This window comes from Flavobacterium sp. FPG59, assembly GCF_002150205.1.
In the GTDB taxonomy this organism is placed as follows: Bacteria; Bacteroidota; Bacteroidia; order Flavobacteriales; family Flavobacteriaceae; genus Flavobacterium.
This window is the reverse complement of record NZ_MTCA01000080.1, coordinates 1-12,513: the sequence shown is the minus strand read 5'-3', so window position 1 is coordinate 12,513 and position 12,513 is coordinate 1. Positions and strand designations below refer to the sequence as shown.

General features: G+C 34.2%; 15 protein-coding genes. 7 read left to right on the top strand and 8 right to left on the bottom strand.

All coding sequences use genetic code 11. The annotated features are described in order from the left end of the window. Positions 1 to 3 precede the first annotated feature (3 nt). Positions 4 to 885, top strand: coding sequence for an SDR family oxidoreductase (locus FPG59_RS08900; protein WP_176330725.1), 882 nt, complete (start codon positions 4 to 6; stop codon positions 883 to 885). A 67-nt stretch (positions 886 to 952) separates the two neighbouring features. Here FPG59_RS08900 and FPG59_RS08895 read toward each other — a convergent pair whose 3' ends face one another. The 3 genes from FPG59_RS08895 to FPG59_RS08885 form a co-directional block, all read right to left on the bottom strand. Then, a complete protein-coding gene (locus FPG59_RS08895; RefSeq protein WP_254906670.1) occupies positions 953 to 1,264 on the bottom strand; it encodes a hypothetical protein in 312 nt (103 codons plus the stop codon). Positions 1,265 to 1,358: 94 nt separating this feature from the next. Then, complete coding sequence (locus FPG59_RS08890) at positions 1,359 to 2,111, bottom strand: pirin family protein (protein WP_086454259.1); 753 nt, start codon at positions 2,109 to 2,111, stop codon at positions 1,359 to 1,361. Positions 2,112 to 2,198: 87 nt separating this feature from the next. Next, positions 2,199 to 2,780, bottom strand: coding sequence for a Crp/Fnr family transcriptional regulator (locus FPG59_RS08885; protein ID WP_086454258.1), 582 nt, complete (start codon positions 2,778 to 2,780; stop codon positions 2,199 to 2,201). Between the two features lie 152 nt (positions 2,781 to 2,932). Here FPG59_RS08885 and udk point away from each other — a divergent pair, with 152 nt between their 5' ends. The 6 genes from udk (at position 2,933) to scpA (ending at position 8,158) form a co-directional block, all read left to right on the top strand. After that, a complete protein-coding gene (udk, locus tag FPG59_RS08880; protein WP_086454257.1) occupies positions 2,933 to 3,541 on the top strand; it encodes a uridine kinase in 609 nt (202 codons plus the stop codon). A 57-nt stretch (positions 3,542 to 3,598) separates the two neighbouring features. Beyond that, positions 3,599 to 3,922, top strand: coding sequence for a septum formation initiator family protein (locus FPG59_RS08875; protein WP_086454256.1), 324 nt, complete (start codon positions 3,599 to 3,601; stop codon positions 3,920 to 3,922). Between the two features lie 107 nt (positions 3,923 to 4,029). Next, positions 4,030 to 5,394: a methylmalonyl-CoA mutase subunit beta gene (locus FPG59_RS08870; RefSeq protein ID WP_086454262.1), complete on the top strand. Its 1,365-nt coding sequence runs from the start codon at positions 4,030 to 4,032 to the stop codon at positions 5,392 to 5,394. Positions 5,395 to 5,466: 72 nt separating this feature from the next. Beyond that, on the top strand, positions 5,467 to 5,700 hold the full coding sequence (locus FPG59_RS08865) for a hypothetical protein (RefSeq protein WP_086454255.1): 234 nt from the start codon (positions 5,467 to 5,469) through the stop codon (positions 5,698 to 5,700). After that, positions 5,690 to 5,986: a hypothetical protein gene (locus tag FPG59_RS08860; RefSeq protein WP_086454254.1), complete on the top strand. Its 297-nt coding sequence runs from the start codon at positions 5,690 to 5,692 to the stop codon at positions 5,984 to 5,986. Before FPG59_RS08865 ends, FPG59_RS08860 begins: the two co-directional genes overlap by 11 nt. 33 nt (positions 5,987 to 6,019) lie before the next feature. Continuing rightward, complete coding sequence (scpA, locus tag FPG59_RS08855; RefSeq protein WP_086454253.1) at positions 6,020 to 8,158, top strand: methylmalonyl-CoA mutase; 2,139 nt, start codon at positions 6,020 to 6,022, stop codon at positions 8,156 to 8,158. 133 nt (positions 8,159 to 8,291) lie between these two features. Here the strand turns inward: scpA and FPG59_RS08850 are convergent, their stop codons facing one another. The 5 genes from FPG59_RS08850 to dapF all read right to left on the bottom strand — a co-directional run bounded on the left by FPG59_RS08850 (position 8,292) and on the right by dapF (position 12,459). Beyond that, positions 8,292 to 8,933: a peptidoglycan-binding protein LysM gene (locus FPG59_RS08850; protein WP_086454252.1), complete on the bottom strand. Its 642-nt coding sequence runs from the start codon at positions 8,931 to 8,933 to the stop codon at positions 8,292 to 8,294. A 97-nt stretch (positions 8,934 to 9,030) separates the two neighbouring features. Further along, positions 9,031 to 9,840, bottom strand: a complete 810-nt coding sequence (locus tag FPG59_RS08845; RefSeq protein ID WP_369596807.1) for a DUF2279 domain-containing protein — start codon at positions 9,838 to 9,840, stop codon at positions 9,031 to 9,033. Between the two features lie 107 nt (positions 9,841 to 9,947). Further along, on the bottom strand, positions 9,948 to 10,988 hold the full coding sequence (mltG, locus tag FPG59_RS08840) for an endolytic transglycosylase MltG (RefSeq protein WP_086454251.1): 1,041 nt from the start codon (positions 10,986 to 10,988) through the stop codon (positions 9,948 to 9,950). Between the two features lie 90 nt (positions 10,989 to 11,078). After that, positions 11,079 to 11,612, bottom strand: a complete 534-nt coding sequence (locus FPG59_RS08835) for a GNAT family N-acetyltransferase (RefSeq protein ID WP_086454250.1) — start codon at positions 11,610 to 11,612, stop codon at positions 11,079 to 11,081. A 64-nt stretch (positions 11,613 to 11,676) separates the two neighbouring features. Continuing rightward, positions 11,677 to 12,459 (bottom strand): diaminopimelate epimerase, encoded by a 783-nt coding sequence (dapF, locus tag FPG59_RS08830; RefSeq protein WP_086454260.1) that lies wholly within the window; start codon positions 12,457 to 12,459, stop codon positions 11,677 to 11,679. Positions 12,460 to 12,513: the final 54 nt, after the last annotated feature.

Sequence of the window (12,513 nt, the reverse complement as noted above, 5' to 3'; positions counted from 1 at the left end):
GATATGAGTTATACAGATAAAATGTTACGCGACGATGCGCTACAAGGAAAAGTAATTGTTGTAACAGGTGGTGGCAGCGGACTAGGTAAAGCGATGACCAAATATTTCTTAGAATTAGGAGCAAAAGTTGCTATTTCTTCAAGAGATATTGAAAAATTAAAAAATACAGCTGCTGAGTTAGAGCAGGAAACAGGTGGAACTTGTTTGCCTATTCAATGTGATGTACGTCATTATGAAGAAGTAGAAAATATGCTTCAAGAAGTTTTAAAAACCTTTGGAAAAGTAGATGTTTTACTTAACAATGCTGCTGGAAATTTCATTTCACCTACTGAGCGACTTTCGTCAAATGCATTTGATACCGTTATTGATATTGTACTTAAAGGAACTAAAAACTGTACGTTGGCTTTTGGAAAACATTGGATAGATACCAAACAAGCCTCATCAACTGTTTTAAATATTGTAACCACTTATGCTTGGACAGGATCAGCATATGTAGTGCCAAGTGCAACTGCAAAAGCGGGAGTGTTAGCCATGACAAGAAGTTTAGCTGTAGAATGGGCTAAATATGGCATTCGTACTAATGCTATTGCGCCAGGACCGTTCCCTACAAAGGGAGCTTGGGATAGATTACTTCCTGGAGATTTAGCCGAAAAATTTGATATGGCTAAAAAAGTGCCTTTAAAACGTGTGGGTGATCACCAAGAATTAGCTAACCTTGCAGCTTATTTAGTATCTGATTTTTCAGCCTATATCAACGGAGATGTTATTACTATTGATGGCGGTGAATGGCTTAAAGGAGCTGGTCAATTTAATTTACTGGAAGCTATTCCAGAGGAACTTTGGGATCAACTAGAAATGATGATCAAGGCTAAAAAAAATAAATAATTACACGTTTTTTTAGATATAAAAAGAGGATAGTTCAACGTTTGTATTACTATCCTCTTTTACTTTTTTAAATTTCCAAGGCTAATAGGATTTCGCTTTTGAGCAAGCCACTTCCTCCGCCGTAATGTTGTACTATTTTTATATTTGAATTTTCTTTTCTAAAAAAAGAACATAATTCGGTTTCACATTCCTCATCTAAACCAGATCCCAATAACACTAGTGAAAATGGAATTTCGGAAAAAGACTGCCTTGCTTGATGTACATCACACACTCCTATTCCGTTCCAGTTTTCATTTGCATTAATCAATCGCACTACAGTTGCAGTTATTTCTTTATGTAAGCCTACATATAAAATATTTATTTGGGGTGAAATGCTCATACAAAGAATGTTTATTAACCATTAAATTTATTACTCCTACAAATCATTTAGAAAAAACGAACTCTATAAAACACAAAATTTTCAATTACTTGTATTACAATTGCATAGGAACTTCCATCAATAAAATTTGAGCTTCTTCACTATTTGCAACAATATCAAAGGTATTCGTATCCCAAATCCCTAAACCATCACGTTCATTTAAAGAAATACCCCCTATTGTAAAATCACCTTTCAAAATAAAAGCATAAACGCCATTTCCAGATTTCTTCAATTGGTAATTAACTGAATGCATGTTATCAAACTTGCCAATATGAAACCAGGCGTCTTGATGAATCCACACACCCTCATCCTCTGGATTAGGGGATAAAATTTGTTGCAATTTATTATGACGGTCTTTTAAATCAAGTGTGATTTGGTTGTAACGTGGAGTTACATTTTTTTTATTTGGATAAATCCAAATTTGCAAAAACTTAACCAATTGGTCTTGATTTTTATTGTACTCGCTATGAAAAATTCCGGTACCAGCGCTCATCACTTGAATATCTCCTTCTTTGATCACCGTTGTATTTCCCATGCTGTCTTGATGTTCAAGATCTCCTTCTAATGGAATGGATATTATTTCCATATTATCATGCGGATGTTTCCCAAAACCCATACCTTGATTCACTCTATCATCATTTAAAACACGAAGTACTCCAAAATTCATTCGATCTTTGTTGTGGTAATTAGCAAAACTAAAAGTGTGATAGGACTCTAACCAGCCATGATTAGCATGTCCACGAGTATCTGCTTTGTGTAGTTCATAATGAGTTAAAGCATTTTCTTGAGGTATCGTTGTGTTTTCCATGATGTAGTAATTTAAAATTAGAGTACAAAATTGCATTAAATAAAAAATAAGTACATTGAACTAGAACAAGAAAAACAATTTTCTACATTATTTCTTAGCCATTTTTGTTCTTATTTTGCTTAAAAATTCAGCCGAAATGCCCAAATAAGAAGCAATATAATGTTGTGCCACACGTTGCGAGAGAGTGGGATATTGCACTGTGAATTCTTTGTATTTTTCGGTAGCGGTTTTAGCCATAGTAAGAAACAAACGCTCTTGAGTTACCGCCAAACTTCGTTGCATTAAAATCCTAAAAGCCCTTTCGAATCGCGGTGCTGTGGCAAATAATTCCTCTTTAGTATCGGGACTAAAAACAAAAAACTCACAATCCTCAAGTGTTTCTATAAAAACCCGACTGGGACTGCTTTCATAAATACTAAATGAACTATCACTTACCCATGCATTTTCTATGGCAAATTGTAAAATGACTTCAAATCCATTGGCATCAATATAATACTTTCGGACACAGCCTTTGATTACAAAAATTTCAAAGTTACATTTCTCCCCTTCCTGCAACAACATGGATTTTTTAGGCACAAATTTATGCGTTAAAAGAGAATTAAAAATTGCTAACTCGCTTGAACTAAAAGAGACATACCTACTAATATTAGCATTAATTTGCGTGTACACGATGGCTTAGATTTTAAATAATAAAGATACTAAATCCGCATTCATAAAGGACAAAAAAAAGCATGTTATTGCACTAATTTTTATTCTAAAAATGAAAAACTACCCCATTAAAATTCCTATTTTTGCCACATTAAAAACATAATAATACACATATGCTAATTATAGGAATTGCAGGAGGAACAGGTAGCGGTAAAACAACTGTTGTACATCAAATAATGAATGAGTTGCCGCAAACTGAGGTAGGAATTATTTCCCAAGATTCATACTACAAAGAGAACCACGGACTCTCATTTGATGAAAGAGCCTTAATCAACTTTGACCATCCTAGAGCTATTGATTTTCCTTTATTAGTTTCCCATTTAAAAGAACTAAAAGCTGGAAATAACATTCACCAACCTGTTTATTCTTTTGTAACTCATAATAGAACAGACGATACTGTTTTTACACATCCTAGAAAAGTAATGATTGTAGAGGGAATTCTTATCCTTGCAAATCCAGAGTTAAGAGAATTATTTGATGTTAAAATATATGTTCATGCTGATAGTGATGAGCGCCTAATACGACGGATGAAACGCGACATTGCAGAACGTGGTCGCGATATGAACGAAGTAATCAACCGATATCAAAATACATTGAAACCAATGCATGAGCAGTTTATAGAACCTACAAAAGCTTTTGCTGATATCATTATTCCTAATGACAAGTACAACACCGTGGCAATTGATGTGGTTAGAGCAGTAATTAACCAAAGGATTTCATAAATTACCGTATCTTTATAAAAAATACTGATCCAGTATCTAATAGCATTATAGTAGAACATGAAAAACAAATTTAAAAACAATCCTTGGCTAAGATTCTTGAGTAATAAGTATGTTTGGGTGTCCTTGTTTTTTTGTATCTGGATGATTTTTTTAGATAATTACTCTTATTTTAACCATCGGATTTTAGATGAACAAATCCACGATTTAGAGGAAAATGCAACTTATTATAAAGAGGAAATTAAGAAAGATAAAGAAAATATCAAGCAATTAAAAAATTCCGAACAAATAGAAAAATATGCTCGGGAAAAATATTACATGAAAAAAGATAGCGAAGACATTTACATTATAGAATTTGAAAACGATACTCTAGAAAATAAGTAAAATTAAAGATTTCGTAAAGCTACCAGAATTCATTTTTTAAAGGCAAAAACAACAATATAAGTCTCCTTCCTCAAGGTAAGGTTGAGATAATGAAAACTAAAAATACAATGGACACAAACCTTTTTGAAGATTTTGATCTTGTTTCATCCAAACAATGGAAACAAAAAATCCAGTACGAACTAAAAGGTGCGGATTATAACGAAACCTTAGTTTGGAATTCCCCTGAGGATATCATGGTAAAACCTTTTTACCACAAAGATGAAACTAGTCCCGCTTTAAACAGTGGAACAAAAGCTACTGAGTTCAAAATTTGTCAAAATATTTTTGTTTTTGATATCTCAAAATCAATTGAAAGAGCTCAAGACGCATTAAATAGAGGCGCTGATAGCTTGAGGTTTACTATTGAAGACGAAACTATAAACATCACCCTTTTATTAGAAAAAATAGCTCTTCAAGGGATTACCGTCTATTTTAACCTAAGATTTTTTTCAATCGATTTCGTGAAAAAAATAGAGGATTTTGCTAAAAAAAGTAACGTTACTATTTTTTGTAATTTAGATCCAATAGGCCAACTTGCCAAAGATGGGAATTGGTTTTCAACACAAGAGAAAAGTAATTTTGACAGCTTGAATTCTATAGCATCATCCACAAAATCAGTTTCTTTTATTAGTGTAAACGGTGCATTGTATCAAAATGCTGGTGCTACAATTGTGCAGCAAATTGCATATAGTTTAGGACATGTAAATGAGTATTTTAATCGTGTGGAATCAATTTCAAAACCTATCGTTTTTGAAATAGCCGTTGGGACTAACTATTTCTTTGAAATTGCAAAATTGCGTGCACTGCGTATCCTATTTAACTTAATTGCTAAAGAATATAACCATACGTTACCGTGTAACATTATCGCTTTTCCTACCAAAAGAAATAAAACTTTGTATGATTATAACGTAAATATGTTGCGCACCACTACCGAATGTATGAGTGCAATACTTGGCGGTGCTGATACTGTTGCCAATTTACCTTACGATGCCTTGTACCATAAGGATAATGAATTTGGAGATAGAATAGCCCGTAATCAATTGCTAATTCTTAAAAACGAAAGTTATTTTGACAAAGTAAACAACCCCGCCGATGGCAGTTATTATATTGAAAATCTAACGCAACAACTTGCAGAAAAAGCCTTAGCCTTGTTTAAAGATATTGAGGCAAATGGAGGTTTCCTAAAACAATTAAATGAAGGAACCATAAAAAGGAAAATTCAAGAAAGTGCAGATGCAGCGCAAGAACTATTTGATTCTGGCAAAGAAATTTTGTTAGGAACTAACAAACATCCTAACAAACAGGATAAAATGAAACATGATTTAGAGTTATTTCCTTTTGTAAAAGTCAAGCCAAGAAAAACCTTGATTACACCCATCATTGAAAAACGTTTGGCAGAAAAAATAGAACAAGAACGATTAGAGCTTGAATAGTCAGGACGAAATTGTTATTTAATTCTATACCAATGGAAAAGACTATATTTACTTTACTTAAAATTTAAAATAATGGACGCCATAAGACAAATTGTTAAGGTAAAAAATCACAAAATAAGTATCACACTGCCAGATGATTTTAATGCTGATGAAGTTGAAGTGATTATTCTTCCCAAGTTGAATAATGTAGAAATCCCTCAATGGCAAATGGACCAAGTTAGAGAAAGAACTGAGAAATATCTTAAAAATCCGTCTTCAGCTCAAGATATCGATGATTTTCTAAAAGATATTGACAGTGAGTTATAAAATTGTAATTATAGAAGAAGCTAAACTTGATTTCAAAACAGCTTTGAAATGGTACAAAAGCATCCAACCAATATTGGGCATTAAGTTCACCAATTCTTTCAAGGAAAGTTTAAAAGTAATTAAATCAAATCCGCTACTTTTTCAAATAAGATATGATGAGACTAGAGTAGCTTTAATTGAAAATTTTCCATACTTAATTCATTTCAACAGCTATGATCACACAATTGTCATTAAAGCTATTTTTCATACTTCAAGAAATGCCGAAATATGGATTGAAAGGAATTAAAATTTCAAAAACTATAATCTTTGTAACAAACAAATGAAAAGAAAAGATTTACAACATATAAAATTAGAAAGCAACCCTATAAATGTGGAGAATGAAAATGCTGTGGCTGATGCATTTCTAACGGCAGAGGGAATAGAGCTAAAACCTACGTACTCACAACAAGATATTGAAAAGCTCACGCATCTTGATTTTGGGGCTGGTTTTGCACCAAATTTACGTGGACCATATGCTACCATGTATGTTCGCCGTCCTTGGACAGTAAGACAATATGCTGGATTTTCTACAGCCGAAGAAAGTAATGCTTTTTACCGCAGAAACTTAGCTGCAGGACAAAAAGGACTTTCAGTAGCTTTTGACTTACCTACCCATAGAGGATATGATTCAGATCACGAACGTGTTGTAGGCGATGTAGGAAAAGCAGGTGTGGCTATAGATTCAGTTGAGGATATGAAGGTGCTTTTTGACCAAATCCCTCTTGATGAAATGTCAGTATCCATGACCATGAACGGTGCTGTTTTACCTATAATGGCTTTTTATATTGTAGCTGCAGAAGAGCAAGGTGTTAAAGCTGAATTACTTTCTGGAACCATTCAAAATGATATTCTAAAGGAGTTCATGGTGCGTAATACCTATATTTATCCGCCTACACCTTCTATGAAAATAATTGCTGATATCTTTGAGTATACCAGTAAAAACATGCCTAAATTCAATTCCATTTCAATTTCTGGTTACCACATGCAAGAAGCCGGAGCAACAGCCGATATTGAACTTGCGTACACATTAGCAGATGGATTAGAATACATTCGAACTGGTTTAGCCACAGGAATGAAAATAGATGAATTTGCTCCGCGTTTGTCTTTTTTCTGGGCAATAGGAATGAATCATTTTATGGAAATTGCCAAAATGCGAGCTGGCAGAATGATCTGGGCTAAATTAGTCAAACAATTTGAACCAAAAGATGATAAGTCTCTAGCATTACGAACGCATTGTCAAACATCGGGATGGAGTTTAACCGAACAAGATCCATTTAATAATGTAGCAAGAACTTGTATAGAAGCTGCTGCTGCCGCTTTTGGTGGCACACAATCTTTACATACCAATGCACTTGATGAAGCCATTGCATTGCCAACAGATTTCTCAGCTAGGATTGCAAGAAATACTCAGCTATATCTTCAAGAAGAAACTAAAATTACAAAAACAGTAGATCCATGGGCTGGCAGTTATTATGTAGAGAGTTTGACGAATGAAATTGCCGAAAACGCATGGAAATTAATCGAAGAAGTTGAAGAACTTGGCGGAATGACCAAAGCTATTGAATCTGGCATCCCAAAATTACGTATTGAAGAAGCTGCCGCAAGAAAGCAAGCCCGAATAGACAGCGGACAAGATATTATTGTAGGTGTAAATCAATATCGATTAGAAAAGGAAGATCCATTACAGATCCTTGACGTAGACAATCAAATGGTTCGCAAGCAGCAACTAGAACAATTAAAGCGAATTAAAGCGTCTAGAGATACCCAAAAAGTACAAGATTCACTAAAAAAACTGACTCTTTGCGCTCAAACTGGCGAGGGAAATTTACTTGAAATTGCAGTTGAAGCAGCCAGAAACAGAACTACACTTGGGGAAATTAGTGACGCCTTAGAAGCCGTTTTTGGCAGGTATAAAGCGCAAATAAAATCATTTAGTGGTGTGTATAGTAAAGAAATAAAAGACGACAAAAGTTTTGAAAAAGCAAAACAACTGGCCGACGAATTTGCAGTAAAAGAAGGCCGTCGCCCTCGAATCATGATTGCAAAAATGGGGCAAGACGGACACGACAGAGGTGCTAAAGTAGTAGCAACTGGTTATGCCGATGTGGGATTTGATGTGGATATTGGTCCGCTTTTTCAAACACCCGAAGAAGCTGCCAAACAAGCTGTAGAAAATGACGTGCATATTCTAGGTGTTTCCTCACTGGCTGCTGGACATAAAACACTCGTACCACAAGTAATTGACGAACTAAAAAAATACGGACGAGAAGATATCATGGTGGTTGTAGGCGGAGTAATCCCTGCACAAGATTATCAATTTTTATTTGATGCGGGTGCGGTAGCTGTTTTTGGACCTGGAACAAAAATAAGTGATGCAGCAATCAAAATACTTGAAATACTGCTCGAAAGTTTTGAATAAAACTTTAGTAAAAGCACAAAAAAATCACCTAAATGGTGATTTTTTTGTTTTGTAAAACATTTAGAATACATCTTCCTAAATATTTAATGACAATAATTTTGCTCTTAATTAAATAAAATCGAATTAAAACGACTTAGATATTATGCACCGTTGCATTATTATCTGGCACAATAAACGAAGTGTCAAAACCTCCAAAAAGTTTCATATAACTCTTAATTGAAGTTCCGTAAGCATCTTTAAAGTTGCGTTTACCTTTGTATCTAAAATATTTTTTAACAGATCCCGCACCTCCTAAATGAGCTGCTGCTAAAATTCCAGATTCTGTAACTCGAACACCATGAAGTACGGTGCCATTGTACTTTTCAATTTCATTGCGTAATTCCCATTTGTTCTTAGATAAAAGTGCTATAAAAGCCTTTTCTTGAAGTTCAGGGCTGTTTAAAAAAGCGGTGCTATTATGAACACCTACTGATTTTAAAGTTTCAATTCCGAATTGATATTTACCTAAATATCCTAATGAATTAATTTTTTTGTACTTGCTTTGAGATTCTCTTGTTCCTATGGCTTCTTTAAAACCAATAAAAAAATTTCCAGTGAAAGGAATACTAAAATTAGCGTATTCGCTTGGCTCTTCAGACGGGAATAAATAATGAGTTCCATCTTGTTCATTAATCAAAAACCACGGGTTGGTTTCTAAGTTTAAAGGTTTAAAACCTAAGCTCAAAAATACTGTTATCACAGCTAGACTAGTGTAAAAATACCACTTCTTTATCATAAATTGTTTTTCTTCAAAACGCTGTCCCGTTAAGAAATTTCTATGCGCAAAGATACAAAAAAAATATCAAGCTTGATAATCAGCACGTTAAACTTATCTAAAAATAGATGAAGTGGTATTTAATACCGTTTAAGTGCGAGAACTCTATTGTAGGTGCAGGAATTTTGACCGTATTAAAAACCGAGAAAACCGTCTTCAAAAAATGTGAATTGGTTTTGATTTTTGTCAAGTCAACATCTAAACTGAAGTAAAACTGTCTGTATCTTTGTGGATTAAAAGCCGCATTTGGAGCAAGTGTAGCAGTATTTCCAGCTACCATTCCTTCGGCTCCATAACCCAAAGCAACATTCAACCATTTTGGTATTTTAGAATTTTTAGCAAAGGAATGTAAATTAATCGAGAGCCAATACGTTTGTCCGTTATAATCCTTTATAATTTGTTCTGATACGGATTTCCCTAACACCGCTGGACGGTATTGTGCATAAGGTGAAGTATGAAAAGAAAATTTAGGCAGTATGCGTTGTTCATCCCATAGTAATTCTTGTGACACGTACAAGCCCGTTCCTGCAGCATTAGCAACAACATCACCTATAGAAGCTCCCCACTCTGCGGATTGACCGTCCATAACCTCAACTGCGGTCAAGAATGCAAAACCCAATCCTGCACCGTAAAGTAGTTGATTTTTTTTAGAAGCACCACTCCAATGGAGCATTTGAGCACTAAAACTCCCCAATTGATAGGATGAAAAAACATGCCCTACTTTATCCATTTGCAACCACTCTGCATTATCATTAACAAAATGAAAATCAGATTTAGGATAATTAGCATACCATAATTGATTCAAAGCAAGTAATGTTCCTGTTGCAACCCCAGCTTGGGAAACCAACACTGTTTTTTGCCTTTGCACTTGTATTGTATCCGAGGGTTTTAGAAACGTGTTTAATTTGCTTTGGCAAAAGCCAATTTGAGAAAAAAACACAGCAACAAAAATGTATTTTAAAATAGTGTTCACAACTATCTTACTACACCTTGATTGTTAATCCAATCTGAATATTTTTTGGCGTTTACATTATGTTCTGGCAATGTAGCTGCAAATTCATGATACCCAAAACGGTCAACACTAGCGCAAAAATAAATGAAATCATTTTTTTCTGGATTTAAAACCGCCTCTAATGCCGTAATATCAGGCATAGCAATAGGTCCTGGAGGAAGTCCCACATTCATATACGTATTATAAGGATGAGGCATTGTCAAGTCGTTGTAAAAAACTCTTTTGATTACTTGGTTAAAATCATTGGCTTTCTTTTTCATGGCAAAAATCACCGTAGGATCTGCTTGTAAAGGCATTTCTAATTTCAATCGGTTAAGATATACTCCTGCAATTCTTGGTCTTTCATCTTTTTTAACCGACTCTTTGTGAACAATTGAGGCTAAAATTGTAGCTTCAACAGGAGTAAGACCTTGCGCTTTTGCCTTTGCAGTACGCTCTTCGTTCCAGAAGTTGCGGTACTCTTTAATCATTTTATCTCGAAATTTTTCGGCTGGGGTATTCCAATAAATTTCATAGGTATTGGGAATAAACATGGCTAAAATATTTTCTTCATTAAATCCGTTTTCTTGTAAAAAAACCGAATCTTTAAATGTATTGAGCAAAACCAAACTATCCGCTTCTATCTGAGATCCTACACGACCTGCAAGATTTTCTATTCGTTCTTGATTGTTGAATGCTAATTTTACTGGCGAATTTAAACGTAAGGTTTTTACGAGATCATAGCTGCTCATTCCTTTTTTAATAACAAAACGTCCTGGAATTACATTTTCAATATAACCTCGCTTAGAAGCTACAAGCTCAAAACGCTCTAGATTTTCTACGTAAGGGCTTAAAATTTTCTTGACATCTTCATATTTAGAATCGGTAGGTACATAAACGTACACTTCTTGCTCAGGAAACTTAGTATTGGCAGAGAAAATTTGTTTTAATAAAATCATGCCGTAGATCATCAATCCAGATATTAAAACAACTGAGACAATGCTAATAATTTTCTTAGTATTCATAGGGTGGTATTATTTTTTTAAGCTTTTAGTTTTTTTTTTACGGAAACATAGATAATTGATTTAAAAATACTTATATCTTAATTTGAAAAATTAAAATTTAGTATTGATAAGCTGGTACATGGCTTCATCTTTGTAATTTCCTTGATGCAAAGTCCAATCTTTTTTTATACCAATCATTTCAAATCCAAATTTAGTAAAAAGTGCGGTACTTGCTACATTTTCGGTACCAATATTTGCATATAATTGATGTAAGTTTAGATTATAGAATGCATATTCGATTAATAACTCCAAAGCTTCGGAGCCAATATTCTGATTTCGGTTTTCGTTCTTTTGAATTACAATACCCACACCTGCCCTATTATTCCTTGGATCGAAATCAAATAAATCAATTAAACCTATGGCGGGAAAATCTTGATCTTGGCAAATAGCAAGACGCAATTGCTTGGCTTCGTAAATATCTTGATGTGCGTTTTCAAGGTATTGCTTTACTAGAAACCTACTGTATGGAGTGTTTGTATTGCTTACTTCCCAAATGCTTTGATCGTTTTCGATAGCATAAATAAATTCTAAATCATTGGGTTCTAATGCCCGAATGTAAATATTATCGCCTTTTAATGTTTTCATTTATTTATTTCAGAAAGTTACATAGAGACACACCAAACTTGATTTTAATACTAGTTTCTAAAAATTAAATCTCAATTGTACCTTGAAATACAAATTGAGCTGGGCCTTTCAGAAAAACATTGGTAAACACACCTTCATTATTATCAAATGAAACTGCTAATTTTCCACCTTCAACATTTAAGTCAATAGCCGTCTCATTTGTTTTTCCTATTACATTCATGGCTATGGCAACTGCTGTAGCGCCCGTTCCGCAAGAAAGTGTTTCGTCTTCAACGCCTCTTTCATAAGTTCGAAGAGAAAAAGTTTTTTCATTAATTTGCTCTACAAAATTAACATTACTACCTGCTTGTCCGTATAAATCTCCGTATCTAATTGATGCGCCAATATTTTTTACATCGTAGTTTTCTAGATCACTTACCAATTGTACGTGATGTGGTGAACCTGTATTTAAAAACACATAATCCTCCTCAACTTGCACCGCAGGTACATCAATCATTTGCAATGCTACAATTTCGTTCTCGTCAATGGTAGCATGATGTAATCCATCTGTAGCAATAAATGTAGTTTTGTTTTCAATAACCTGAAGCTTTTTGGCGAAAGCCACTAAACAGCGTCCACCATTACCACACATAGAACTCTGGTTTCCATCTGAGTTGTAATACACCATTTTAAAATCGGTATCCAAGTCATTTTCTAACAAAATTAAACCATCGCCTCCTATTCCAAATCGGCGGTCACACAGTTGAGCAATCAATTTTGTGTTCTCTTTTGGAAAAAATTCGGTACGGTTGTCAATCATTACAAAATCATTGCCTGTGCCTTGGTATTTATAAAATTTTAATTGCATTTTTTTAATTTTGTGAAACACAAAAGTACAAACTATTAATGAAATGTTAATCAT